Genomic DNA, 25027 nt, shown 5'->3' with positions numbered 1-25027 from the left:
TACCTACAGAGTGCAAAGGTAACAAATGGGTAACATGAAGACAACAAACAAAGGAAAACAAAGGAAGAAGAAAGAATGGTAAAACGTTGAAATTAAGCGGTTAATGGACTTTAGTTGGATAACGTTTTCCTTTGTTTGACCTATTTACTTTCCGATGCAGAACTTGGTGAAAATATTATCCAGCAGATCATCCGTAGTGATTTCGCCGGTGATTTCGCCCAGGTAAAACAGACAGCGGCGGATATCGGCGGCGAGCCAGTCACCGGTTAGACCGGAGGCGAGGCCTTGCAATACCTCTAGCAAAGCATCATCGGTTTTCTTCAGGCTTTGAAAATGCCGGAGGTTGGTGACAATGGTTCGGTCACCGGTCATGGCTTCGTTGGCGTGTACCTGATCCAGTAAGGCTTGTTTCAATTCCTCTAATCCTTCTTTGGTTCCAGCCGATAGAAAGACCATGTTCTCCCCATCAGAGAAGGCGGCAAGCTGCGCAGGGCTGGCGAGATCTTTTTTGTTACCCAACAACAGATAGGGCACCTGAGGCAATTCCAGGGCATCCAGTTCTTCCTGAACCTGCGCCGGCGAAGTGGTGGAGAGGTCAAACAGGTAGAGCACCAGGGCCGCTTTACGGAGTTGTTCTTTGGTGCGGGCCACCCCAATGGCTTCCACCTTGTCCAGCGTGTCGCGCAGACCTGCGGTGTCAATGAACCGGAAGCGGATGCCCCCGATGTTTGCCTCGTCTTCGATGACGTCCCGGGTGGTGCCGGGAATATCCGAAACAATGGCCTTTTCCTCATTCAGCAAAGCGTTCAGCAGGGTAGATTTCCCAGCGTTCGGTTTACCGGCAATCACGGTGGGAACACCGTTTTTCAGCACATTGCCCATCTCAAAGGACTGCAACAAATCAGCGATCAGGCGCTGCAAAGTGGTGATCAGGCGGCGCAGGGCATCCCGGTCGGCAAACTCCACATCTTCCTCGCTGAAATCCAGCTCCAGTTCTATCATGGAGGCGAAGTGAATCAGCTGCGCCCTTAAGGCTTTTATCTCCTGCGAAAAACCGCCGCGCATCTGCTTCATGGCCACCTGGTGCGTCAACGCCGAGTCAGAGGCGATGAGATCGGCGACCGCCTCGGCCTGGGCGAGGTCAAACTGGCCGTTCAGGAAAGCGCGTTTGGTGAATTCCCCAGGTTCGGCGAGCCGGGCGCCCTGCCGCAGAAACAGCTTCAGGAGCTGCTCGGTGATGTAAGGCGAGCCGTGGCAGGAAACCTCCACCACATCTTCTTTGGTGTACGACGATGGACCTTTGAAGAGGGAGATCACCACTTCGTCCAGAATCTTTTCGCCGTCCCGGATGGTCCCGAAATGGAGCGTGTGGGAGGCTTGCTTCTGCAGGTTCTTCCCTTTGAAAACCCCTTGCACAATGGAAATAGCCTCTGGGCCGGATAACCGGATGATGGCAATGGCCCCGTGGCCGGCGGCAGTGGCCAACGCCACAATGGTATCTTTGGAGAGAATGGAAGGTATCAAGGTCGTAATTCCTGAGTTCGTAGCCGTTTTGGGGCTATTTTTCCGAAAGGTACGCCAAAGCGCGCAGAAAATCTTTGGGTGGTATAAAACCGGGTACCCGCTCCATGACCTGCTGCTTCTCGTTCAGGAACACCGTTGACGGATAACTCATCTGCCCTTGCAACAGGGAAAGCGCCAGTTCATGGGCCCGATACTTCTCTACGTACTTATAGGTTTTCCCCTGGATGGTGATGGCTTGCCGCTGCTCCGCATTCAGTTTCACCACATAGAAGTCCTGGTTCAGCTTCTTAATCACCTCCGGATTCTGGTAGACCTGCTTGTCCATTTTCTTGCACCATCCGCACCAATCGGTGTACACATCCACCAGAATCTTGCGCGGAGCTACCCGGTTTTTTTCCAAGGCTTGCGCCAGGGTAAGCCACTGAAGTTGCGCGGCGGGAGCTGTCCGGTCTGTCGTGCCGGCTTTGACCACCGGAGCGGCGGGAGCAGGGAACAGAAGCGAAAAGGAGGTGAGAAGCAAAAAGAAATAGTACATGTGAACAAAACAGATTCTATGGAGTTGGACAGCCGAACAGGAGAGGAGCCTCACCCGGCAGATACTTATACGTTAACCTTTAACATCTATTGTGCTACAGCTAAACTTTACATGAGGAGCCGCTAAAACACGGAAGAAATATAAGGCAGATTACTTCATATTACCCATTCCGTTTTAGGCCTGTTTTGGGCAAAAGTGCCTAAAAAGAGAAAGCCTATGCTTCGGCCAGAACTGCGGGCCTTCTCCGCCGCGCCACCAGGCCGTGGCTGGGCGAGAAGACAAACGCCAGCATAAACTGAACCCCAATGATGACCGAGATAGCACCCGCGACAGATCCGTTCAGCCAAAGCGCCAGATAGAAACCGGCCGCCGAGGCAATGATCCCGCACCCCACCGAAATCACCAGCATTTTCCGGAGGTCATCGGTGAGCAGGTAGGCGGTGGCGGGTGGGCCCACCATCAAGGCCACGACCAGAATCGCTCCTACAGATTCAAACGCCGCCACGGTGGTCAACGACACGGCCCCCATCAACAGGTAGTACCACAGCGAAGTGGAAATTCCAATGGCCGCCGCAAAAGCGGGATCGAAGGAGGTAAGGTATAACTGTTTGTAGAATAAGCTGATAAACACCAGCAGGATCACCAATACTCCCCCTAAAACCCAGACGGTACGAGGCCCCAGGTTCATCCCCGCCTCGGTGAGCCAAATGTCCAGAGGCACGTAGGCAATCTCGCCGTACAGCACGCAATCCTGGTCCAGATCTACCTTTCCGGCATACACCGAGATCAGGATGATGCCCAGCGCGAACAACCAGGTGAAAGTGACCCCGATGGAGGCATCGGCGGGTACGTTGGCTTTTTTGTGGAAGAACTCGATGAGGAAGGTGCAGGCCACGCCCAGTGCGGCGGCGCCAATCAGCATGGTCCAAACTTCCCGGGAGCCGCTGAACAGAAACGCCAACACAATACCCGGCAGCACGGCGTGGGAGATCGCGTCGCCTACCATGGCCATGCGGCGCAGAATCAGGAAACAGCCCAGCAGACTGCAGCTAACGGCTACCAAGGCCCCGGTCAGGATGATCCAAAAAGCATCTAGGTTCATGATTGTTGCGGAATTGAGGTTTGGTGCGGATCAGTGGTGGGGAAGTTCAACAGTTCTTCCAGCCGTTTTTCCAGCTCGGGGGTGAGCACGTGTTCAATGGACTCAGCGTCTTCGTGCACGTGATCGGAGGCCACTTGCAGGTACTGGGTGAGGTACAACTCCCATAAGCGGTGGAGGCGAACCACCCGCTGGGCTTCTTTTTTCCCGGCGACGGTCAAAGCCCAGCCTTGGGCGTTTTTCTTCACCAATCCCTGTCGGCACAATACTTCCAGTCCTTTGTTCATCCGGAGTAGCGGCTGTTTCCGGCGTTCAAGAATTTGTTGCTTGGTGTAGGCGTGTTCGTATTCGGCGGTGGGCTCGCCCAGGTGGAACAGGGTTTTCAGAATGTTTTCGCGGGTCATCTGGCGGCGCACCCGGCGTTGCAGCAAGTAGCGGGCCAGCAAGCCTTTTTTGGGGGCTAGGATAAACGATAAAATCGCTAACAAAGACAGCAGCATGACAATCCAGGGCCCAGTCGGCATAGCGGGTGCGGTGAAGGAGACAAAGGCCCCGGCCGCTCCGCAGAAGGCACTCATGAGGGCGGCAATGGTGACCATGATGCCCAGCCGATCGGTCCAGAACCGGGCGGCGGCGGCGGGGGTGATGAGCATTGCCGACATAAGCACCACGCCCACGGACTGAATTCCCACCACTACCGCCAGCACCGTCAGGGTGGTGAGCAGCAGTTCCAGCGTGCGTACCGGCAACCCGATGGTGCGGGCGTACGCCATGTCAAACGAAAGCAGCTTGAATTCTTTGTACAGCAGCAAAACACTGGCCAGCAACAACACCGCCACCGCTCCGAAGGTGATCAGATCCTGACCCACCAGCGCCGCCGCGCTCCCGAAAAGGAATTTATCCAGGCCACTTTGGTTTTCGTTGCCTGAATGCTGAATAGAGGTCAAAAACAGGATGCCCACCCCAAAGAACACGGATAAGACCAGGCCAATGGCCGTATCTTCCTTAATTCTGCTCTTGGCGGTGATGACATCGATAAGAATGAGGGAAAGCCAGCCCGTCACAAAGGAGCCAAGCAGCAAGATCAACGGGTTTTTCTCGCCCGTTAAGATAAAGGCGAGGCAAACACCCGGCAGCACCGCATGGGCTACGGCATCACCCACCAGCGCTCTTTTGCGGAGCACCGTGAAACAGCCCACCACCGCTGAACTGGCCGCCAGCAGAATAGACCCGATGGTGACGAACCGCACGTTGGCATCTGACATGCTCAGGAATTCCCAGAGTGTGTTCATTTGCGCGAAGGTTTGGTTTCCCGGATGGGGAAGTTCTGTTTCTGCAGCAACTCACTTACCCGGCTAAGTTCCGTCAGGCGGCCGCCGTAGGTTTTCTCCAGCAAGGCTGGGGTCAGCGTCTCGTTTGTGGGACCAGAGGCCACCAGCCGCATGTTGAGCAGAATGATCCAGTCAAAGTAGTCCTGCGCCGATTGGAGGTCATGGTGCACCACCACTACGGTTTTACCGGCATCGCGCATGAGACGCAACAGTTCAATGATGGCCGTTTCGGTGGCGATGTCTACCCCGGCGAAGGGTTCGTCCATGAGGTAAAGGTCGGCATCCTGGGCCAGGGCGCGCGCGAGGAACACCCGCTGCTGCTGCCCACCCGAAAGCTGGGAAATCTGCCGGTTGGCGAAATCCTGCATGCCTACTTTCTCCAGGGCCTCCATTGCCTGGTGCCGTTGTTTGGCTCCCGGCCGCCGGAAAAGTCCCAGCTGCCCGTAGGTTCCCATCATGGCCACATCCAGAGCCGAGGCAGGAAAATCCCAGTCCACGGATTCGCGTTGCGGCACATAGCTCACCTTCTGGCGCACCTCGGCCATTGGTTTCCCGAACAACTCCACATAGCCGCTGTTCAAGGGAAGCAAGCCCATTATTGCTTTGATCAAAGTGGATTTCCCGGCTCCGTTTGGCCCGATGATCCCTACCAAAGCTTCATGCGGCAAGGTCAGGTCCACATCCCACAGTACCGGCTTCCGCTGATAACTCACCGTCAGGTCATGAACCTCCAGTACCGGATTTGTCACGTGTTGTATCATGGGCTAGTACGCTTTCTAATTTAATTTACGGTTTGGGTGAAAGAAGATAGTTTCTTGTTTTCTTGAAACTTATGGATGTTTCTGTTTCAGCTGATCTAATCGTGAGACACACAACCAACAGGTTCTCAACCGCGCCTCGGCAACAGGTGAAAACAGTTTCATGTATTACATTACTACTAACTTCCAGTACTACTTCAATCCAGACGTTTTCTGCTTGTTTTTGAAAAAACGAAGCCAAAACGCCTAGTGGTTTCCTCCTTCTTTGGTGCTTACTTCAAGGCTTGCACGATCTTTCCTACATTCACTTTCACCATGCCCGCGTAGGTTCCGGCCGGACCATCGGCTTCGCCCAGAGCATCTGAGTAAAGGGTTCCGCCTAATTTGATTTCGTGGCCTTTCTGCCGACAGCCTTCCAGCACGGCTTCAATGGCTTTCTGCGAAACTGAGGTCTCTACGAAGACCGCTTTGACTTTCCGGTCCACAATGAAGTTCACCAGCGAGGAAACGTCTTGTAGGCCAAATTCAGAGACCGTGGAAATACCCTGCAGCCCCTGCACCTGAATGTGGTAGGCATCGCCAAAGTAGCCGAAGGCGTCATGGGCGGTGATCAGGATGCGCTGCTGGGCCGGAATGGAAGCAATCTGTTCGGTGGTCCAGCGGTGCAAACTGTCTAGCTGCGCCTGGTACGCCCGGGCATTGGCCTGGTAGTAGGAGGCGTTCGGTTTGTCTTGCTGCTGCAGCTTCACAGAGATGTGTTCTACCACCTGGCTCCAGAGCTGCACATTGAACCAGACGTGCGGGTCATGGCTGTCCTGGAACTCGGGCAATCGGCGGAGCTCCTTTTCCGGAAGTCCTTCGGCGGCCGCCCACACCACTTTCTGCCGGGCCAACTTTTCCAATACTTCGCCCATTTTTCCTTCCAAATGCAAGCCGTTGTAGATGATGAAGTCGGCTTCGCGCAAGGTCTGGAGATCTCCCAGGGCGGCTTTGTACAAGTGCGGATCTACGCCCGGCCCCATCAACGCCGTTACCACTGCCCGGTCACCTACCACATTTGCCACCGCATCTCGTAGAATTCCGGTGGTGGTCACGATGTAAAGTTTGCCTTCCTGGTGGGCTTTGGCTCCCGGCGTGTTTTTCGGATTACAAGCCATGATCCCCAACAACAGGGCAAAGATCACGGAAAGACGTTTAAGGCTCGTTTTCATAAAAGCAGGGCTGAAACGCACCTCAGGGATTGATGACGAATATCTTCTCAAGTACATCTGAAGACAATATGACGGACTTTGTTTTTTCTATGCTGATTTCAAGCGAATTATCATACGGAATCTTATCCATGACTTGCAGCTGCGTGCCGATCTGAATTCCCACGCGGTTGAGGTATTGCAGGAACGAGGGCTGCGAGTCTTTCACCCGGCAAACCACTCCTTGCTGATCCACTTCCAAAGAGGCCAGGGTCCGTTGTTCCACCTCGCGCAGTTCGCCCGCTTCGGTGGGGATGGGGTCGCCGTGCGGGTCAATGCGCGGGTGGCCCAGGAACTCGTCCAGGCGCTTGATCAGCAATTCAGATTTCACGTGCTCCATCTGCTCGGCCACCTCGTGAACCTCGTCCCAGGTGAAGTGCAGTTTCTGCACCAGAAAGACTTCCCAAAGGCGGTGTTTCCGGATGATCTTCAGGGCGACACGGTGCCCCTCGTCGGTGAGTTGCACACCGTGGTATTTCACGTAATGCACCAGGTCCTTGGCGCTCAGCTTCCGCAGCATGTCACTCACCGAGGCGGGCTTTGTTTCCAGGGATTCAGAAAGCGCGGTGGTGCTCACCGCGCTCTCTCCGCCTCCGGATAATTTATAAATGGCCTTGATGTAGTTTTCTTCGGCGGTACTTTGCATGTTGTTCTACCAGCGAATCAAGGCCGAGGCCCAGGTGAAACCACTTCCAAAGGCCGCCAGGCAGATCAGGTCGCCTTCTTTCACGCGTCCTTCTTCAAACGCCTCCGAAAACGCGATGGGCACAGAGGCCGCCGTGGTATTGCCGTATTTCTGGATGTTGCTGAAAATCTTGCTGTCGGGTAGTTTCATCTTCTGCTGGATGAACTGCGTGATGCGCAGGTTGGCCTGGTGGGGTACCACTAAGTCCAGATCCTCGGCGGTGACGCCGTTCTGGGTCAGGGCTTCGTTGATGACTTCGGGGAAGCGGGTCACGGCGTGTTTGAAGACGGTGCTGCCGTTCATGATAGGGAAGATATCACCGCTATCAATGGTCTGGTAGGTGAGGCGCTCCGCATCGTTGCTGGAAGGGCCTTTGGTCATCAGTTCCTCCGCAAATTCGCCTTGGGCGTGTAAGTGGGTGGACAGAATGCCCCGGTCCAGGCTATCAGAAGGAGTCAAAACGGCGGCTCCGGCTCCGTCGCCGAAAATCACGGAAACGGACCGGCCTTTGTCTGAGAAGTCCAGCCCCGAAGAGTGAATCTCAGAACCTACTACCAGTACGTTGTTGTACATGCCGGTTTTAATGAACTGATCTGCCAGAGAAAGGGCATAGATAAAGCCGGAGCACTGGTTTCTAACATCATAGCACGGAATATCTGAGATACCCAGCTCACGCTGCAGCAATACCCCGGAACCGGGGAAGAAATAATCGGGGCTCAGGGTGGCGAACACGATCATATCCAAATCTTGGGCTTCCAAGCCGGCTTTCTCCAGGGCTTTGCGGGCCGCTTTGGCCGCCATGTTAGCGGTGGTGTCTTTGCCAGGTTCAAAATAACGGCGCTCATGAATACCGGTGCGTTCCACAATCCAGGCGTCGGAAGTATCCATGAGTTTCTCCAGGTCTGCGTTCTTCACTACCTTCTCTGGGACATAGTGGCCGAGGCCAGCTATACGGGAGTTTCTTAGTTCTTTTGTCATAGTTCGTCAAATATACGTATCTGTAAATAAATGTTTAGGTTTGTCTAAATTAATTTTCCCGCGTGCTAAAGCTTCAGCAGATCTCGGATGATGGTCTGCACTTTCTGCTCTTCTTCCTGCCAGAAAACCGCTGCCGGAATACCTTCTGGGTAGTACGTGTTCTTCAGGAGAACCTCTACGTCCTTTAAGGATAATCTCTCAGAAAATCGGATGGTAAAACCGGCTTGGGTTTTGTCTAGAATATCAGCCCATAACGGATTGGCTTCGGTGATGACCACTAACCCGTTCCCGAGGTACTCAAACAGTTTGGTGGGAACACAGGAAAACGTGCTGGGATGCGGCCGATAAGGCAGAAGCCCGACGTGGTGTAGCCTTTCCTGAACCAGGATTTCTTCATGCGGCACCAACGTTTCTCCGCCTATCAGTTGTACATAAGGCAGGTCTTTCACCAAGGACTTCAATTCCCGGAGAAATGCCTCCTCGGCGCAGTAGCCGATGATGGTCAGTTCTGCCTCGGGGCGCCACGTTCGCAGTTGTCTGGTAAATTCAATGGCTTCCAGCACCCCATACAGCCGCGAGATGGTGCCGGAATACAGGAGCCTGAGCGGACGGAAGGCTTCCAGAGAAATAGGGAAGGACCGTTCTGAAGAGAACGAAGCGGCTGGCGGCAAGTATTTGTTTTGGAGCACGGTATAGCGCTGGCCCAGGAACGGCAACTCTTGCGCGTAGGAAGTTTCGGCCAGCAGGAAATGACTTACGGAGCTGGCTGCTGCTTTCTCCAGCGCCCGGACCAGAAACCCTAGGACTTTCCCGAGCACACCTGGATACACTGACTGGGTAGTTAAGTTCAGGTAATAGTTTTCCTGAACGTCATACACCAGCGGGCAGGAATACAGCTTGCTGTAGAGCCAACTCAGCGGCAGTAATTCATGCGTTGCCACCAGCAAGAGCTGCGGGCGCACCTGCCGGAGCAGTTTCCAGAACGTCAGCTGCGCGGCAATTCTGCCGAAGGAGAGGCGCCGGAAGGAAAAAATGGGATGGAAGGTGATCGCCTGTTTTGCAGCCGATTTTGAGAAATGAGCCTTAAAACCCGCTAGATGAACCTCTACTTCCGGTAGTTTGGCCAGGCTTTGGCCTATTTTTTCATACAATCGGGTGTCAGAAACCGGCTTTAGTAAGGAGGCCAGCAGAATTCGTTTTCGAATCATCGCCACAATTTAATAAATTTGGTTTCTTATTCTTTCACAAAGACGAAATGAACGATTTACAAGAAGAAATAGAAAAGGCGTGGGGTGACCGCTCTTTGCTGGGTTTCAAAAGCACTCAGGAAGCCATCAGATGTGTGATTCACCACCTGGACCGCGGTGAGCTTCGGGTTGCGGAGCCTACCGGCACGGAGAAATGGCAGGTAAACGAATGGGTGAAGAAGGCGGTACTCATGTATTTCCCAATTCAGCAGATGGAAACCATTGAGGCGGGTCCTTTTGAGTTCCATGATAAAATTCCGTTGAAAAGCGGCTTCGCCGAGTTGGGCGTTCGCGTTGTGCCGCACGCGTTGGCGCGCTACGGGGCCTATATTTCCAAAGGAGTTATCCTGATGCCTTCTTATACCAACATTGGGGCGTACGTAGACGAGGGAACCATGGTGGACACCTGGGCTACGGTGGGTTCCTGCGCGCAGGTGGGCAAGCACGTGCACCTGAGCGGCGGCGTTGGTTTAGGTGGCGTGCTGGAGCCGGTGCAGGCCGCTCCGGTTATCATTGAAGACGGGGCGTTCATCGGCTCGCGCAGCATTCTGGTGGAAGGTTGCCACATTGGCAAAGAAGCGGTGATTGGTGCCAACGTGTGCATCACGGGTTCTTCCAAGATCATTGACGTGACCGGCTCTGAGCCGAAGGAATACAAAGGATACGTGCCGCCTCGTTCAGTGGTGATCCCGGGTTCGTACACGAAGGAATTCCCGGCGGGTTCTTTCCAGGTGCCTTGCGCGCTCATCATCGGGCAACGCAAAGAAAGCACAGATCTGAAAACTTCTTTGAACGATGCCCTGCGCGAAAACGCGGTAGCCGTTTAAGGACTGTTTTCTTCAAAATAGCCCAAAAACAGCAGAGGCCGTCAATATGCCGGCCTCTGCTGTTTTTGGGCTATTACATCTTATGGTGTTTTGCGCCTGTTTTCCAGAAAACGGCCCTGAAACGACCATCCTTTAAAGTTCTGAAGTTCTTAGCGCTTCCGGAAAGTGTCGGCTACCACCAGGTCTTTAGTTCCGTGGGAGTAGCTGTAGAAGCCCTGTCCGCTTTTCACGCCTTTGTGGCCGGCCTGTACCATGTTCACCAGCAAAGGGCAAGGCGCGTATTTCGGGTTCCCGAACCCGTCATGCAGCACCCGCAGGATGGACAGACACACATCCAAACCAATGAAATCGGCGAGTTGCAGGGGTCCCATGGGGTGAGCCATGCCTAGTTTCATGATCGTGTCAATCTCCTCTACTCCGGCTACACCTTCATACAGCGAATAGATGGCTTCGTTGATCATGGGCATGAGAATGCGGTTGGCCACAAAACCAGGGTAATCATTTGCTTCGGCCGGAATCTTACCCAGCTGCCTAGAAAGCTCCAGGATCTGATTGGTGACTTCATCACTAGTAGAATAGCCTCTGATCACCTCCACCAGTTTCATGACCGGCACCGGGTTCATGAAGTGCATGCCAATGACTTTATCGGGGCGCTGGGTAACGGAGGCGATTTTGGTGATGGAGATAGAGGAGGTGTTGCTGGCCAAGATGCAGCTGGGTTTGGTGAAGCTCTCCAGTTGCCGGAACAGCTCCAGTTTGATGTCCACGTTTTCAGTGGCCGCCTCAATGACTAAGTCGGCGTCTTTCACGCCTTCCTCCAGTTGGGTGAAGGTGGTGATGCGCGCCAGGGTTTGGCTTTTCTGCTCTTCGGTGACGGTGCCTTTGGTCACCATGCGGTCCAGGTTCTTGCCGATGGTGCCCATGGCTTTGGTGAGCGACTCCTGGGAAATGTCAATCAGGGAAACAGAAAACGAGTTCTGGGCAAACACGTGGGCGATGCCGTTGCCCATGGTGCCAGAACCTATTACGGCTATGTTCATAGTTTATGTATTAGAGAATGAGCGTTAGTTAGCAAGATGAAATCACAAAACTAGGATATTTCCGGAGCCCGGCAAGAGAACGGGAGAAGTGGTTCCAAGAGAATTTAAACGAACAAACAACCAAGTAATTATATGTTTTTAAAAGTCTATATAAATCTTTTAAAATATTCTTGCGTACAAGCAGAAAAATCGATACAGAAATGGGTTGAATGATCCATTTCAAAACAACTAACCAAAACCAAACACAACTAAAACTATGGGAAATCTATTGTATATTATCGCAGTAGTACTGGTAATTATCTGGCTGATCGGGTTCTTAGGATTCGGAGACCAAGTAGGTGGCATCATCCACGTTCTGTTAGTGATTGCAGTCATCGCGGTGTTGCTGCGTTTGATACGCCGGGCATAACGCTTGCTCCGCTAAGCAAAGCACTGTCTCAATTTTGATCTTAACGTAACCTTTGACAATGGGAAATTTACTGTATATCATTGCGGTGGTGCTTGTCATTATCTGGCTCATCGGGTTCTTAGGATTTGGCGATCAGGTTGGCGGAATCATCCACGTATTGCTGGTGATTGCCATTGTAGCCGTTTTGCTAAGATTGATACGCGGGTAGAGCCAAGGCTCTACGAAAACAGAAAGGGCGATCCATTTGGATCGCCCTTTCTGTTTTACAGGTGTTTTCCGGAAATCAGGCCTAAAACAGACTTTCCTTAGACCAGTGAGTTCACACCGTACATCTGGGCACGCAACGCTTTGATGTCATCGTTGGTGAGGTATTCATCATAGGTCATGCGCTTGTCAATGATGCCGCTAGGGGTGATCTCGATGATGCGGTTGGCCACGGTGTCCACGAACTGTAAGTCATGGGAGCTGAACAGGAGGGAGCCCTGGAAGTCTTTCAAGCCGTTGTTGAGCGCGGTAATGGATTCCAGGTCCAAGTGGTTGGTAGGCTCATCCAGCACCAGCATGTTGCCGCTCTGCAACATCATGCGAGACAGCATGCAACGTACTTTCTCGCCTCCAGACAAAACGCGGGCTTTCTTAAGAGATTCCTCACCGGAGAACAACATGCGGCCCAGGAAACCCCGGATAAAGCTTTCGTCTTTCTCCACGGAGAACTGACGCAGCCAGTCCACCAAAGTTAAATCTGTATCGAAGAACTCGTTGTTATCTTTAGGGAAGTAAGCGGTGCTGATGGTGGTGCCCCATTTGTACTCGCCTTTGTCTGGCGTGGCTTCTCCCATGATGATCTTGAAGAAGGTGGTAGCGGCCAGGTCATTGCGGCTGATGAGCGCGATTTTGTCTTTCTTGTCTACCGTGAAAGTAACATCCTTGAAGAGGATTCCATCCTCGCCGTTCTTGGTCAGGTTGTCTACCTGCAACAATTGGTTACCGGCTTCGCGCTCCTGCTTGAACTGGATGTAAGGGTACTTCCGGCTGGATGGTCTGATGTCCTCCAGGGTCAGTTTCTCCAGTAATTTTGCGCGGGAAGTAGCCTGCTTTGATTTAGAGGCGTTTGCGCTAAAACGGGCGATAAACGCCTGGAGCTCCTTGCGCTTGTCCTCGGTTTTGCGGTTGGCATCGGTGCGCTGTTTGGTGGCCAATTGGCTGGACTCGTACCAAAACGAGTAGTTACCGGCGTACAGCTGAATTTTGCCGTAGTCAATGTCGGCCACGTGCGTACACACGGCATCCAGAAAGTGGCGGTCGTGGGATACCACAATCACGGTGTTCTGGAAGTTGTCCAGGAAGTTCTCCAGCCACATGATGGACTCGGCATCCAGGTGGTTGGTAGGCTCATCCAGCAATAGGATGTCTGGGTTCCCGAACAAGGCCTGCGCCAGTAAGACCCTGATTTTCTCATTACCGCCCAGGTCTTTCATGAGCGTGTAATGCATGTCCGGCTGAATGCCCAGACCGCTTAGCAGTTCCCCGGCTTCGTACTCGGCGTTCCAGCCTTCCATGTCGGCAAACTCGGCTTCCAGCTCAGAGGCGCGCATTCCGTCGTCCTCGTTGAAATCCTCTTTTGCATAGATGGCGTCTTTCTCGTTCATGATGTCCCACAGACGTTTGTGGCCCATGATCACGGTCTGGAGCACCGGAAATTCATCGTACTCATAGTGGTTCTGTTTCAGAACCGCCAGGCGCATCTTAGACGGGATGTCTACCGTGCCGGTGTTGGGGTCAATCTCCCCGGATAATATTTTCAGGAAAGTAGACTTGCCGGCTCCGTTCGCGCCAATGAGGCCGTAGCAGTTGCCGGGAGTAAACTTAATAGTGACATCTTCAAAAAGGGTACGTTTGCCGTAGCCAAGACTAACGTTGCTAGTACTGATCATGCTGCTCTGTGCTATATAATAGAGTTTCTGGGGCGAAGTTACCAAAAGAACTGAAAAGCTCCTTACCCACGGCCTAAAACCGCCTTTTTGGCCGCTCGCCCTTATCTACAGACAATCAAAGCGTTATTTCAGTTCAGCCAAAACAAGATTGCCTTTCTGGGGTTACTCTTCTACCGGATAAGTTAAAAAATATGCCTTTAGCACAACACCTATTCCCCTATTTAAGTATATAATATACCATATCTACTTTTTTGAAAGCAGAAGAAGTGTGTCTGTTTTCTTTTAACATGAACTAAAACAAAATAGAACTACAATGGAACAGAATCGGACAACGGTACAGAAAACGGGTACCTATTTCGGGATATTGACCGGCGTTGCCGCCATCATCTATATCATCTTATTACGGCTCCTGGGCCTCATTGAAAACGTGTCACTGCACTTTGTCACCGGCATCATTCTGGTGGTAGGGGTGTGCCTCGCCATCCGCCGGCATAAGATTGGCAGAACCGGTAAAATAGGGTACTTAGAGGGAATAGGGGTAGGTTTCTTTGTCGGCCTGGTATCCTCCGTTCTCTTCACCATTTTCCAGGTGCTGACGGACAAGGTATTCAACCTCGCATTATCCTATCCTTACGCGGCCAACGAAAGCTACGGAAATGAACAGACCATCTGGCTGATGGCCGTCACCTGGCTTCTGCTGGGAGTAGTGATAGGAGCCTTTGTGGGCTATATCGCCATGCAGTTCTTCAAGAGACCAGACCATAAGCTCACTTCGTAAAAGCATTTCTTGCTTCCCCTCATGAAAGCCTGTCTAGAAATAGTCAGGCTTTTTTATGTTCAGAGGAGGTTGCGGTGCTGAAACTTTACCTTTTTGAAGAATTGAGAGCAAATAGAAGTAAGCTGATTCAGGGGGTTGGAAGCAGGTAAAACACCATTCAAAACTGATCTAAGTAGAGGGTGATACCGTTAAATGAAGCAAATTGAGCCGATAGGTGGTTTTAATATAAGTTTTATGCTATATAGTAATAAGCATAATGAAATTGAACTTGGGGTCAGTGCAATTTGATTTTATGAGTTAAGTGCAATAACAAAATGTTAAATTTCCTATAACTTAAGCTATTTGCGCCGCGTTAAAGGACATATATAAAAACACAAAGAAATTTGATCTAATTCTACCTAAAGCGTCAACAACACCATGAAAAAGTTAATCTTATCCGCATTGTTTATTGGAGCCGTTTATACTGCTCAGGCTCAAACTAATTTAACAGGAACTGCTGCTGCTTCCCGCACTGTACTCTCCATGAGTGCGCAGGAAATGAGCCGCCAGATGTATAATGAATTAGAACTGAATGAAGGCCAGTACATCAAACTGAAAGCGTTAAACCAAGCGCGTTTTGACAAGTTCAGCGAGATTGAAAAAATGTATGCCTCTGACGCGCAAATGCGTGAAGCAAAAATCAAGGAAGTAAACGAGCAGCTTGACCAGGAGTTCGCTCAGATTCTTACGCCAAAGCAATTTACCTCTTACCTTGAAATGGATGGCCGTCCGGTAGCTCAGGCTGCAACCACTACAGAAATGAACGCCACCAGCACCAACGTTTCTGAAGGAACCACCACTACCAACTCCACTGAAACCGGTGCCGTAAACACCGAGGTCAAAGTGAAGGACGACAAAGTGAAAATGGAAAGCGGCTCTGACAAAGTGAAGCTGGAAGGCGATAAAATGAAAGCTGAGTCGGCCAGCGGCGAAATGAAGGTAAAAGGCAATACTGAAAAACTGAAAACCGAATCTGTTAAATACAAGTCTTCTCCATCTGAAACCAAAATCATCACTCCCGAAGGTAAATCCAAAGTGGAGTCTGACAAAATGAAGATCAAAACAGAGACCACCAAAAAGAAAGTGAAAAACTAAAAGTTGACGCTTGCCTAGAAAGCCGTTCTCCCTTAGAGGAGAATGGCTTTCTTTTTATAAGTGGTTTTTAGATTAATCGCGCAGCATGGTTGCTTCGCGCACATTGCCCAGCGCGTCCATGCGCACGGTGAGGGCCTCGGTTACGCTTGAGTCAGCCGCCACCTGGGTGCATTTAGGACTGCCGGAGAGATAATAGATGTAGATTTCCTGACTGCTGCTCAGCAACTCCTGCGCGTCTGGCTTGCCCAGAATCTTCCGGATGTCTCTCTCGTGTAAACCCACCAGTTTCAGCCGGATGTCCTCGGCTTGGTCCTTCAATTTCAACCGATCTCCTTTGCAGCCGTGCAAATCACCTTTCCAGGTTGGGGAGTCCAGGTTCAGGTCTGTGTTAGGGGAGGAGCAGGAAAGAAAATTCAGACATAAAAAACAGCTGAGGAAAGCGGAAATTGTGTGTTTTTTTAAAAAACTTTGTACCTTCATAACGTATTGGAATTGTGCTGTAAGCTTCTGTATTGGCTCTTTTTTTATTACCTGTTTCCGGCTTATTTTGCCAAATTTGGAACAAAAGTAGATAGTAATTGGGTTATAAAGATGTCACTCGCAAATAAATAACGGATGAACAAACTAATCTCAGCCTTTTCTCTCCTAACGATATTCTCTTTCGTGTCACCGGCCAACAGTGCTGTTTCCTCCAATGGAGAGACCATTGTAGTAGCCACTGAAGCAGTTGCCGTTTCTGGCAAAGAAGCCTTTGAAGACTTTTTGGACAACCTCTACGATGAGGCGGACCTTAAGAAAGCCGGCATGGACTTCGATGTTTTCAAAAGAGCCGCCACCGGTTTCTACAACCTGAAAGAGAAAAACAAGTTAAGCCGCACCAAAGATCTTCTTACCGTGGTGGATTTCAACAAGCCTAGCTCTGAGAAAAGACTTTGGATTGTGGATCTGAACAAAAAGAAAGTGCTGTACCACAGCCTGGTGGCGCACGGAATGGGTTCCGGTAACGAAAAAGCGGTTAAATTCTCCAACGTAGAGAACTCGCACATGAGCAGCCTGGGCTTCTACGTAACGGAGAATACCTACATCGGTAAGCACGGTTTGTCCCTGAAGTTGAATGGCCTGGACCGCGGTTTCAATTCCAACGCCAAACAACGGGCGGTAGTGGTACACGGCGCTGATTATGTAAGCGAAGCTTTCGTGAAGCAACACGGCCGCTTGGGACGTAGCCACGGCTGCCCCGCTTTACCTAAAGAAATCACCACAGAAGTGGTACAGCTGATCAAAGGAGGAACTTGCCTGTACATTGACGGCCCTTCTTCCAACTACACTTCCGCTTACCTGGATGCCGACTCCGCCATCAAACGTTTCGAAACCGAGATTCTGGCCAAGCAGGCCAAATTGCTGAGCAAATAGACCTCAATAGTATTCCTTATAAAACAGAAGAAGCCGGCTTGAGAAAGCCGGCTTCTTCTGTTTTATGCGTATTTTCTAAAAATCAGGCGGTATCCTTGGTGCCCTTGATGAGGCTGATTCCGGTGAAGAAAAAGATCAATCCTACCACGAAGGGAACCAGCGAAGAGAATTGGTTCATGGACACATTGCCCACTGAATCGCCGCCCGCTAAAAAGGCATAAGCCCCCCAAATGACGCCCACAATCCCTAGGATTGTCAAGATAGCGCCGAATGTTCTTTTTAAGTTCATTTCTGTTTGTTCTAGTTGAATGAAAACGCTTCCTGAGCGCTACAGGCATTCTTACGTATGTACAATCAAAAATGATATAGTAAGTTAGCTATATGGCGTAAAATCTCTGTTGGCAGAGGACCGTAGTTCGCGCAACTAAGTAGGCGTATTGCCGTTATTCCACACATACTCTGTTTTAAGCCACATTTTACCAAAAGAGGCTTAAATCGTGCCAGACTAAGAAAACTGCAAATATGAGAGGTTCCTTACGATTTGTGATCGGGCTGCTGATTGCGGCATTTTCCCTGGTGACCTATTGGTGTAACCAGGAGTACAATCCCGTGACCGGCGAGACCCAACACGTGAACATGAGCGCTGACCAGGAAATTGCCCTAGGCTTACAGGCTGCCCCGGAAATGGCACAGCAATATGGCGGGCTGCACCAAGACCAGCAAGCCGCCGCCAAGGTAAAGGAGATTGGGCAACGAATTGTCCAAAACACCAAAGCCCGCGAAACTCCCTATCAGTTTGACTTCCACTTGCTCGCCGATGAAAGCACGATCAACGCCTTCGCGCTGCCGGGCGGTCAGATCTTCATCACGGCGGGGCTTCTCTCCAAGTTGCAGACTGAAGGACAGGTGGCTGGCGTGTTGGGGCATGAAATCGGGCACGTGGTGGCGCGGCATTCCGCGGAGCAGATCGCCAAGAGCCGCTTAACCCAGGGGCTGACCGGAGCCGCCGCCGTGGCCACGTTTGATCCGCAGAACCCATCCAGTGCCAGTGCCGCGGCGGCGGCCGCCATGATCGGGAAACTCATGAACCTCAAATATGGACGGGACGATGAACTGGAATCAGATCACTTGTCGGTGGCGTTCACTGCGCAGGCAGGCTATGATCCCAGATCCATGATCGGGGTGATGGAGGTGCTGTCGCAGGGCGGCGGTAGCAGAGGACCTGAATTCTTCCAGACGCACCCCAATCCAGAGAACCGGGTAGCCAGAATAGAGCAGGCCATCGCCGAGAACTTCCCCAACGGCATCCCTGACGGGTTGACCCAGTAAAGTCTCCTCGTTTTCAGCTTGATTTCAGAAAAACAGCCCCAAATCACAGAACAACAATTTATCAGGTAACAAGTCATGGCTAAGATACTTTTCGTAATCAACCCAATCTCCGGCGACATAGACAAAGAGGAAATGATAGAAGACCTCAAGGCTTTCTGCCGACAACACGACGTAGCGGCGGAGGTCTTCAAAACTACCGGTGAGCAGGATGAAGAAAAGTTGAAGGCCAAAATAGGAGAGGTGACTCCCGAGATCGTGTGCGCCGTAGGCGGGGACGGAACGGTGAGTTTAGTGGCTAAATCGATCATCAAAACCGAGGTGGCACTAGCGATAATTCCGCAGGGCTCGGGCAATGGTTTGTCAAAGGATTTAGGCATCCCACAGAACTTTGATGAGGCCCTGCAGTTGCTGGTGGAACATAAAATTGTAGCTATTGACACGCTGGACATCAACGGCCTTCTTTCTATTCACCTGTGTGACCTGGGGTTCAATGCCTTGGTGGTGAACCGATTTTGCAACGGTGAAACCCGGGGACCGGGAGCCTACGCCTGGATTGCCATGCAGGAGTTTATGGGCTATGAACCCAAAAAGTACACCATTCTGAACGATGGCAATACCATTTTTGAAGGCGAGGCCTTTATGATCACCATTACCAACGCCCGGGCCTTCGGGAGCAATGCGGCTATTAATCCTACCGGCGTGATCAATGACGGAAATTTTGAGATCTGCGTGCTGGAGCCGTTCCCCAAAGCCTCCAGCCTGGGCATTCTGTACCGGCTGTACACCGATACCATCGATGACTCAGTCTACACGCATCGGTTCAGCTGCAGTTCGGCCACCATCCTTAATCCTTCCGGTGAAGTGTCGCAGATTGACGGAGAGCCCGAGGAATTAGGCGAACGCATCGAGTTCAAGGCCATGCACCAGAGCCTCAGGGTTGTCTTACCTAAGACCGAAGCCCAGGAGTAGCAGGAGCCTGGTAAATGCATTTCTGAAATACCAGCAGCGGCTCTTCTCCCACGGCAAGGGCGGGCTCTATCACCCGGAGCCAGATGGAACCATCGGTGTACTGATCCAAGACCATGAAGCCTTTGTTTTCATGCGTGAACGAGGCCTTGCCGCCTTTGGCCACAAAATTGGTTTTACTCCCGGAGCCACTCACCGCGTAATGGTTGTCTTTCACCTGGAAGTACTGCAGGTTGTGGTCATGGCCGGCCACGTAGAAAATGGAGTTGTACTGGTGCAGGATTCGGAGCAATCTTCTTCTGAACTTCCGATACGGCGGGAATGACATGTCTTCATGCATGCCCAGATACTTGCGGTACACCCGGAAGATGGAGCCCGCCAGCGGCAACGGAATCAACGCTTTTTTATGGATGAAAGTGAGGGGGAACAGGTGCTGCTTCACCGTGAATTTTCCGCCGTGCAGCGCATTGCTGTACAGCGGGTGATGGGCCGCCAGCACAATGAACCGGTGTTTGTTCTGCTCCAGCAAGGCTTGCAGAGCCGGGTAGAAGTCTCGTGAGGTCTGGTACGGCTGGCCAGGTTCTTTTTCAAGCGGCCTGTATCCCTTTTGCACCCACCATTGCGTGTTAATGACCAGCAGCAACAGCTGGTCGTTGATCTCCCAGGTAACCGGACCTAAACAGCCGCCGGTTGGCAGGTAGGCGGTGGTATCCTGTAGTTTCTCGGTGATGTACTGCTCCTGGCGCTTCACGAAGGAATAGCCGTCCTGGCGACCTTTGTTCCAGTCATGGTTTCCGCTCAGGTAAATGACTTTTCCCTGGTAGTTCTCAAAGAGAGCTAATTGATGGTCTAACCGCTGCACGGCCGCCGCATGTCTAAAACTCTCCACGGGCGGCAACCCGGTGGGGTAGACATTATCGCCCAGAAAAACAATGGTGCTGTTGTCACCCGCTTCGGTTAACCAGCTTTGCACGGCTTGTAACAGAGTATCGTCTTCCAGGGAGCCATTCTTGCCCACGTCGCCCACCATGGCAATGGAGTGCCTTCTTTGGTCTGCCGGCGGCGGCGGATTGGTGCGCCAGCCAATTTCAGCTAAAGAATAGAACGGTTTTTTCCGGAATTTGCGCTCCCGGAGGTACGCCCAGGTAAACCACAGGCTGAAACCTAGCAGAAGGAGAAGGGCAAGGGTATAGAGCATTGTGCTGGAGATGCCAAGATAGCTATCTATCATACTCTCCCGGCCGGTTAAAAGTTGGGCGGAATAAGGTGTTTGAAGTGGCCGTTGAGTTTCACCCGTTCCTTTAGGCGCTCGGTTTCCAAAACCACCGGTAAAACGCGGGTGAGGTGCGCCAGAATGATTTCCAGGCGGTCGCTTTCTTTGGCGCATTGCAGCAATTCATACTCCTGCTCCGTGGAGAACCCCAGATGATGCGCCACGTCATAAGACTGAAAGTTGTCTGGCAAGTTGAGCATCAGGGACTGAATGCCCAGCGCGGTGTAGAGCTGTTTCAGGAGTTCTACTATCTGGATGCGCTGAAACGGGTCCTCGTCTCTGATGAGGGGCAGGTCTTCCACCTCTCCGCCGGAGTAAAGCCGGCCTGGCACCTGCCGCTGAAATTCCTTTATCTTGAAAACGCCCAACCCTTTGGTTTTGATGTCCATTTCGCCGCCCAGGTATTTCTTCTCAAGGCTGAGGATTTTGATCTCAGTGCCGTAATCACCCAGGCCATTCTCCAGGTAAACGGGTATCCCGAAGGTGGTATCATTGGTCTGGCACTCCATGATGAGCTGCCGGTAACGGGGTTCAAAAATATGCAGGTTCAGTTTTTCTCCTGGAAAGACGACGATGTTCAGCGGGAACAGGGGCAAAAATCTACTCATGGACTACTCTTCATTCTCTACGTACACGCTTCTAATATAGAAAGGCTTTCCAGATGGTGCCACTATTTCTGTATTTTTGTCGGGCGTATTCTTTTCTTGCGCGGCCAGCGCAGGTTCATCTATGGCTAAAAAGCAGTTATCGGTTCCTTTTACGTGGGCAGATGCCCGTTGGCTTTTCCTGAAGCTTTGTATCACCTTGTTTCTGGTATCGGTGCTGTGGGTGCTTGCCTACCGGTGGCTAGATCCGCCGGCTACCCTGCACATGCTGCTCAAACGAGCCGAGCCTTCGCCTAAAACCCAGAAAATAGACGAGGTCCAGTACAAATTTGTGGAGCTGGAAGACATGTCAGTGCAGTTGCCGTTGGCGGTGATCGCCGCCGAGGACCAGTTGTTCATCAACCATAACGGCTTCGATTTCAAAGCCATCAAACAGGCGTTCCAGCGGAACATGTCCAGCAAGAAAACCGTGGGCGGAAGTACCATCAGTCAGCAGGTAGCCAAAAACGTGTTTCTCTGGCACGGCCGCAGTTACCTCAGGAAAGCGGTGGAGATGTATTTCACGTTTATGATAGAGCTGCTTTGGGGCAAGGAACGCATCATGGAGGTATACCTGAACATCGCTGAGATGGGGGACCATACGTTTGGGGTGCACGCCGCCAGCCAGAAATACTTCAAGACCTCGCCCAAAGCGGTCACCCGGCAGCAGGCCGCGTTATTGGCCGCTATCCTGCCCAACCCCATCCGCTACTCGGCCGCCAAACCCTCGGGCTACACGCTTCGGCGGCGCCGGAACATCGTCCGGAACATGAATAGCCTGGGCGGAAGTACTTACATCAAGAAATGGCTTGAGTAATCCGCTGGTTGCGAGCAGATGAGTTTCATCGCTCATCACCAAATTAGTTTTGAGGCCATTTTCCTGAAAACAGCCTTGAAACCCAGGCGCGTAGGTTAGCGCTGAAGAACTGATTTGAGTAGTTTTGCGCTGCTTTGTGAAGGTAGAAATACGGCGGGCCGGAAAGGTTGATGGAAAGAAAGAGGTGAAAATTTGAAAAGAATTCTGTTATTTAACTTTTCATGCAGTTGAGAGACAAATTAGAGTACCATTCGTGACGCACAAAGACCTTGTAGAAATTGCTTATAAATGGGTTCTGAAAGAAGCTGGTTGCGCCATTGCCTTTAGAGATTTTGTGAGTGTGGAGCAGTCAGAACTTTACCCCGATGTCATTGGGGTGGGTTCCTTCGCGAAAAGTGTTTCCGTGAAGGTAGACGTTTCCAAACCCTATTACCTGAAAAGTATTAACAAAGAAATCTGGCTCAACCCCGAGAAAGGAATGGGAAGGTTCCGGTTTCTGTGCGTGCCCAAGGACCTGGTGCAGCCCGCAGATCTCCCGGCCAACTGGGGCCTTATCTACGTCAACGATAAAGGGCAAGCTACCTGTGTCCACAACCCGTACGGCACGGGCAGCAGCGATATCTGGAAAAACGGCTTCGAGGATTACAACCTCTATACGTACCTGGACCTGAACGAGCAACTCAATTCCGTCTGTCGGCGCTTCCGGTACCGGGCCATTGTGTATGACAAGCAGGGGTAACGTTTAAACGAGATTCTTCAGTCAGTTTAACGTTCTGCCATCTGCGGGGTTTTGGGGCCATTTTCCTGAAAACAGCCTCAAAACGGGTTCAGCTTACCACTCCTTCATTCTCCTTCATCAGGAGTAAACCTATAGGAAACCGTCTGGATTAGCCCTGGATCTTGCGGGTGTCTTTGCTGATGGGAGCGGGCGCTTGCTGCGTGGCCGTACCGGGAGCGTCGCTTTTGTCAATCGCTTTCTGCTCCTGCACTTTCTCAATTTCTTCGTGGAAGATCAAACCCGTATCGGCGGCGTGTTGGGCGGCGGCGGCGGTGTCTTTCACCAGAAGCACCTCCACGGTTCCTTTCAGCTCCTCTGCAATGGTGGTCACTATCTTCGCCCGATCGGGCAGTTCCACGTCCCGGATGTACACGCAGATAATCCGTCCCGGAAACTTGTTGATCACCTCTTTGTAGATAGGTGCGTCTTGCTGCCCGCTGTCGCCAATGAGCACGAAGTTCAGGTGCGGGTAGGTGAGCAGGATGTTCTGGATCTCCTTGAACTTGTGGCTCATGTGATCCGCCCCGAAGAACTTGTTCTGCATTAGCCCGAAATCGCGCAGCAGAAGCGGCCCGGCCGGAATATCGTTGATGTCCAGAAAGTCATGGAGCAGGTCATACATGTTCCAGGGGCTGCTGCTCACGTAGAAAAACGGGTTGTTGCGCTTCCCGTTCCGGCCCAGCTGAAGGGAACGGTAAAACGCCGAAACTCCCGCAAAAGGCAGCCGGGTACGCGCGTTGTTCATGAACGTCTGCTGTGACATTTTGATGATGTCCGTGGCCGAGGTGAGGACAATGGTATCGTCAATGTCAGAGATGATGCCGTACTCAGCGTCGGCGGGAGGCACCAGCACATGGGCTTTGGTTTTGATGCCCGGCTCAAATGACGATATATCAGCGTGGACCAGCTCCACTTCCATGGGGTGCCAGATGTCGTCCGGCTTTAAAGGCGTTTTAGGCTCCAGGTTGATGACGAAGTAGCCTTCCTTGTCGGTGGAGACGTTGTACTCTTGATCTTGGTAGACAATGCGCATCTGGGCATCGCGCACCTCATCGCTCTCAAAGCGGCGGTACATGTTGACCAGGTTCTTCAGCAGGGTGTCATTGTCAGCCGCCGAGGTGATGCCTTTGTTCGCCAGCACCCGGCCTTTCAGATACAAGCGGTTCACGGTGCCATAGCTGCGATAGGCCACAATCTGCAAGGGTTTGTAAAGGCCAAACCGGTTCCTGATCCGCTGCATGAAAAAATCAAACTGATCATCCGCGTGCTCAATTGCTTTGCCTAACGCTTGCTTGAAGTCCTTTGCCATGGGGTGCTGGGGTTTTGTTTTTGCGTATTTCTACGCAGAAGCATCCGGTTGGGATATAGAAGCGGCTATAAGCCCAGGTTGCGCTTGAATTCCTGGTAGTTGGTGCCGCCGGCCGTGGCGGTTTTGCAGCCTTGTTGCCGGGCCTGCGCCTGGATCTCCTGCACCCGGTTGGTGGGCGAGGGGTGCGTGCTGATAAATTCCGGCGGCGTGCCGCGGCTTTCCAGCGTCTGCATCTTCTGGAAGAAGCCGGCTGCGCCGTCACAGGCGTAAAAATCAGTGGCACCCAGGTATTTGACCGAGAATTCATCGGCTTCGCGCTCATAGTCCCGGCTGAATTTCAGGCCCACCAGCTGGCCGCCCACCTGCGTGAAGATCCGCTCCAGGTTTCCGGAGTCGTTTCCTAAAATCAGCCTTGAAATAACCGAGATGCCGTACTGTTTCTGCAATTGCTTCACGGAGTGCCGCTGATCGGCGTGGGCAATCTCGTGCCCCAGCACGCCGGCCAGTTGGTCTTCAGAGTCCAGGTACTTGATTAAGCCGGTGAAGACGTAGATGTGCCCGCCGGGCGTGGCGAACGCGTTCTGAATTTCGGGGTCATGGATGATCTTCACGTCCCAGGGAAATTCCTCGCGGTAGCTCACCTGGCCCGAGGCCAGAATGCGTTCTACAATCTTGTCCAGGTGCGCGTAAGCGGCCCTGGTGCGCGGATTAGTGGAGTTGCGGTCCAGCAGCTGTCCTTTGCTGCCGTAGGTGGAGTCTACCTGCTGCGAGACCTGTTGCCCCAACTGTAAATCATTCTCGATGGGGAAGAACACCGTGTCGCCGTTTTTGTCGCCGCCGCAGCTGCTCAGCAAGGTAGAAACCAGCAACAGCAAGGAAAGAAGAAGCCGATTACCCAGGAAAGAAACCGGGCTGGAAAATGTCGTGTGCATAGAGGTTATCGTTTGTCATTGGGTTCTACGTGAACTTTAC

At 52.1% G+C, this 25027-nt stretch carries 27 protein-coding genes; 10 read left to right on the top strand and 17 right to left on the bottom strand.

Features of this window, described 5'->3' with window-relative positions; translation table 11 throughout:
- Positions 1–144: 144 nt before the first annotated feature.
- The 9 genes from mnmE to H7U12_RS08910 form a co-directional block, all read right to left on the bottom strand.
- Positions 145–1524 (bottom strand): tRNA uridine-5-carboxymethylaminomethyl(34) synthesis GTPase MnmE, encoded by a 1380-nt coding sequence (gene mnmE / locus H7U12_RS08950; protein WP_186636227.1) that lies wholly within the window; start codon positions 1522–1524, stop codon positions 145–147.
- A gap of 34 nt (positions 1525–1558) precedes the next feature.
- The gene (locus tag H7U12_RS08945; protein WP_186636224.1) at positions 1559–2059 is read right to left on the bottom strand and encodes a thioredoxin family protein; all 501 of its coding nucleotides are present in this window, start codon (positions 2057–2059) and stop codon (positions 1559–1561) included.
- Between the two features lie 214 nt (positions 2060–2273).
- The gene (locus H7U12_RS08940; protein WP_186636221.1) at positions 2274–3161 is read right to left on the bottom strand and encodes a metal ABC transporter permease; all 888 of its coding nucleotides are present in this window, start codon (positions 3159–3161) and stop codon (positions 2274–2276) included.
- Complete coding sequence (locus H7U12_RS08935; RefSeq protein WP_186636218.1) at positions 3158–4450, bottom strand: metal ABC transporter permease; 1293 nt, start codon at positions 4448–4450, stop codon at positions 3158–3160. The genes H7U12_RS08940 and H7U12_RS08935 overlap by 4 nt, the downstream gene beginning before the upstream one ends.
- Positions 4447–5250: a metal ABC transporter ATP-binding protein gene (locus H7U12_RS08930; RefSeq protein WP_186636214.1), complete on the bottom strand. Its 804-nt coding sequence runs from the start codon at positions 5248–5250 to the stop codon at positions 4447–4449. The genes H7U12_RS08935 and H7U12_RS08930 overlap by 4 nt, the downstream gene beginning before the upstream one ends.
- A 269-nt stretch (positions 5251–5519) precedes the next feature.
- Positions 5520–6458, bottom strand: a complete 939-nt coding sequence (locus H7U12_RS08925) for a metal ABC transporter solute-binding protein, Zn/Mn family (RefSeq protein WP_186636211.1) — start codon at positions 6456–6458, stop codon at positions 5520–5522.
- Positions 6459–6480: 22 nt separating this feature from the next.
- Positions 6481–7140 carry a metal-dependent transcriptional regulator gene (locus tag H7U12_RS08920; protein WP_186636195.1) on the bottom strand — a complete coding sequence of 220 codons (660 nt, stop codon included), beginning with the start codon at positions 7138–7140 and terminating at the stop codon, positions 6481–6483.
- Positions 7141–7146: 6 nt separating this feature from the next.
- Complete coding sequence (locus tag H7U12_RS08915; RefSeq protein WP_186636191.1) at positions 7147–8157, bottom strand: 3-oxoacyl-ACP synthase III family protein; 1011 nt, start codon at positions 8155–8157, stop codon at positions 7147–7149.
- Between the two features lie 65 nt (positions 8158–8222).
- Positions 8223–9365, bottom strand: a complete 1143-nt coding sequence (locus H7U12_RS08910; protein ID WP_186636188.1) for a glycosyltransferase family protein — start codon at positions 9363–9365, stop codon at positions 8223–8225.
- 47 nt (positions 9366–9412) lie between these two features.
- Here H7U12_RS08910 and H7U12_RS08905 point away from each other — a divergent pair, with 47 nt between their 5' ends.
- The gene (locus tag H7U12_RS08905; protein WP_186636185.1) at positions 9413–10231 is read left to right on the top strand and encodes a 2,3,4,5-tetrahydropyridine-2,6-dicarboxylate N-succinyltransferase; all 819 of its coding nucleotides are present in this window, start codon (positions 9413–9415) and stop codon (positions 10229–10231) included.
- Positions 10232–10380: 149 nt separating this feature from the next.
- On the opposite strand, the gene H7U12_RS08900 is transcribed toward H7U12_RS08905, so the two are convergent.
- Positions 10381–11271: a 3-hydroxyacyl-CoA dehydrogenase family protein gene (locus H7U12_RS08900; protein ID WP_186636182.1), complete on the bottom strand. Its 891-nt coding sequence runs from the start codon at positions 11269–11271 to the stop codon at positions 10381–10383.
- 256 nt (positions 11272–11527) lie between these two features.
- Here H7U12_RS08900 and H7U12_RS08895 point away from each other — a divergent pair, with 256 nt between their 5' ends.
- Entirely contained in the window at positions 11528–11680 is a 153-nt protein-coding gene (locus H7U12_RS08895) for a lmo0937 family membrane protein (protein WP_123127185.1), read from the top strand.
- A gap of 58 nt (positions 11681–11738) precedes the next feature.
- Positions 11739–11888, top strand: a complete 150-nt coding sequence (locus H7U12_RS08890; RefSeq protein ID WP_186636178.1) for a lmo0937 family membrane protein — start codon at positions 11739–11741, stop codon at positions 11886–11888.
- A 97-nt stretch (positions 11889–11985) separates the two neighbouring features.
- Here the strand turns inward: H7U12_RS08890 and H7U12_RS08885 are convergent, their stop codons facing one another.
- On the bottom strand, positions 11986–13614 hold the full coding sequence (locus H7U12_RS08885; protein ID WP_186636175.1) for an ABC-F family ATP-binding cassette domain-containing protein: 1629 nt from the start codon (positions 13612–13614) through the stop codon (positions 11986–11988).
- A gap of 313 nt (positions 13615–13927) precedes the next feature.
- Between H7U12_RS08885 and H7U12_RS08880 the strand changes: the two genes are divergently transcribed.
- On the top strand, positions 13928–14392 hold the full coding sequence (locus H7U12_RS08880) for a DUF4199 domain-containing protein (protein WP_186636172.1): 465 nt from the start codon (positions 13928–13930) through the stop codon (positions 14390–14392).
- 417 nt (positions 14393–14809) lie between these two features.
- Entirely contained in the window at positions 14810–15526 is a 717-nt protein-coding gene (locus tag H7U12_RS08875) for a hypothetical protein (protein ID WP_186636169.1), read from the top strand.
- Between the two features lie 72 nt (positions 15527–15598).
- Here the strand turns inward: H7U12_RS08875 and H7U12_RS08870 are convergent, their stop codons facing one another.
- Positions 15599–15850, bottom strand: a complete 252-nt coding sequence (locus H7U12_RS08870) for a hypothetical protein (protein ID WP_186636167.1) — start codon at positions 15848–15850, stop codon at positions 15599–15601.
- Between the two features lie 291 nt (positions 15851–16141).
- Between H7U12_RS08870 and H7U12_RS08865 the strand changes: the two genes are divergently transcribed.
- A complete protein-coding gene (locus H7U12_RS08865) occupies positions 16142–16939 on the top strand; it encodes a murein L,D-transpeptidase catalytic domain family protein (RefSeq protein ID WP_186636163.1) in 798 nt (265 codons plus the stop codon).
- An 82-nt stretch (positions 16940–17021) separates the two neighbouring features.
- On the opposite strand, the gene H7U12_RS08860 is transcribed toward H7U12_RS08865, so the two are convergent.
- Positions 17022–17198: a hypothetical protein gene (locus H7U12_RS08860; RefSeq protein ID WP_241749257.1), complete on the bottom strand. Its 177-nt coding sequence runs from the start codon at positions 17196–17198 to the stop codon at positions 17022–17024.
- A gap of 263 nt (positions 17199–17461) precedes the next feature.
- On the opposite strand from H7U12_RS08860, the gene H7U12_RS08855 reads away from it, so the two are divergent.
- Both H7U12_RS08855 and H7U12_RS08850 read left to right on the top strand, forming a co-directional pair.
- Positions 17462–18268 (top strand): M48 family metallopeptidase, encoded by an 807-nt coding sequence (locus H7U12_RS08855; protein WP_186636156.1) that lies wholly within the window; start codon positions 17462–17464, stop codon positions 18266–18268.
- A gap of 75 nt (positions 18269–18343) precedes the next feature.
- Positions 18344–19237, top strand: a complete 894-nt coding sequence (locus tag H7U12_RS08850) for a diacylglycerol/lipid kinase family protein (protein ID WP_186636152.1) — start codon at positions 18344–18346, stop codon at positions 19235–19237.
- On the opposite strand, the gene H7U12_RS08845 is transcribed toward H7U12_RS08850, so the two are convergent.
- Together H7U12_RS08845 and H7U12_RS08840 are read right to left on the bottom strand one after the other, a co-directional pair.
- Positions 19215–20465 carry a metallophosphoesterase gene (locus H7U12_RS08845; RefSeq protein WP_186636149.1) on the bottom strand — a complete coding sequence of 417 codons (1251 nt, stop codon included), beginning with the start codon at positions 20463–20465 and terminating at the stop codon, positions 19215–19217. The genes H7U12_RS08850 and H7U12_RS08845 overlap by 23 nt on opposite strands.
- A 14-nt stretch (positions 20466–20479) precedes the next feature.
- Positions 20480–21115 (bottom strand): LON peptidase substrate-binding domain-containing protein, encoded by a 636-nt coding sequence (locus H7U12_RS08840; RefSeq protein WP_186636146.1) that lies wholly within the window; start codon positions 21113–21115, stop codon positions 20480–20482.
- Positions 21116–21236: 121 nt separating this feature from the next.
- On the opposite strand from H7U12_RS08840, the gene mtgA reads away from it, so the two are divergent.
- Together mtgA and H7U12_RS08830 are read left to right on the top strand one after the other, a co-directional pair.
- Entirely contained in the window at positions 21237–21968 is a 732-nt protein-coding gene (gene mtgA / locus H7U12_RS08835) for a monofunctional biosynthetic peptidoglycan transglycosylase (protein ID WP_186636143.1), read from the top strand.
- Between the two features lie 253 nt (positions 21969–22221).
- Positions 22222–22707, top strand: a complete 486-nt coding sequence (locus tag H7U12_RS08830; protein ID WP_186636139.1) for a hypothetical protein — start codon at positions 22222–22224, stop codon at positions 22705–22707.
- Between the two features lie 148 nt (positions 22708–22855).
- Here H7U12_RS08830 and H7U12_RS08825 read toward each other — a convergent pair whose 3' ends face one another.
- Positions 22856–24055: an App1 family protein gene (locus tag H7U12_RS08825; RefSeq protein WP_186636136.1), complete on the bottom strand. Its 1200-nt coding sequence runs from the start codon at positions 24053–24055 to the stop codon at positions 22856–22858.
- A gap of 65 nt (positions 24056–24120) precedes the next feature.
- Positions 24121–24987: a M48 family metalloprotease gene (locus H7U12_RS08820; RefSeq protein WP_186636133.1), complete on the bottom strand. Its 867-nt coding sequence runs from the start codon at positions 24985–24987 to the stop codon at positions 24121–24123.
- Positions 24988–25027: the final 40 nt, after the last annotated feature.

The sequence above is a fragment of the Rufibacter sediminis genome, from assembly GCF_014269285.1.
GTDB lineage: Bacteria > Bacteroidota > Bacteroidia > Cytophagales > Hymenobacteraceae > Nibribacter > Nibribacter sediminis.
This window is presented reverse-complemented; position numbering and strand designations above follow the sequence as displayed.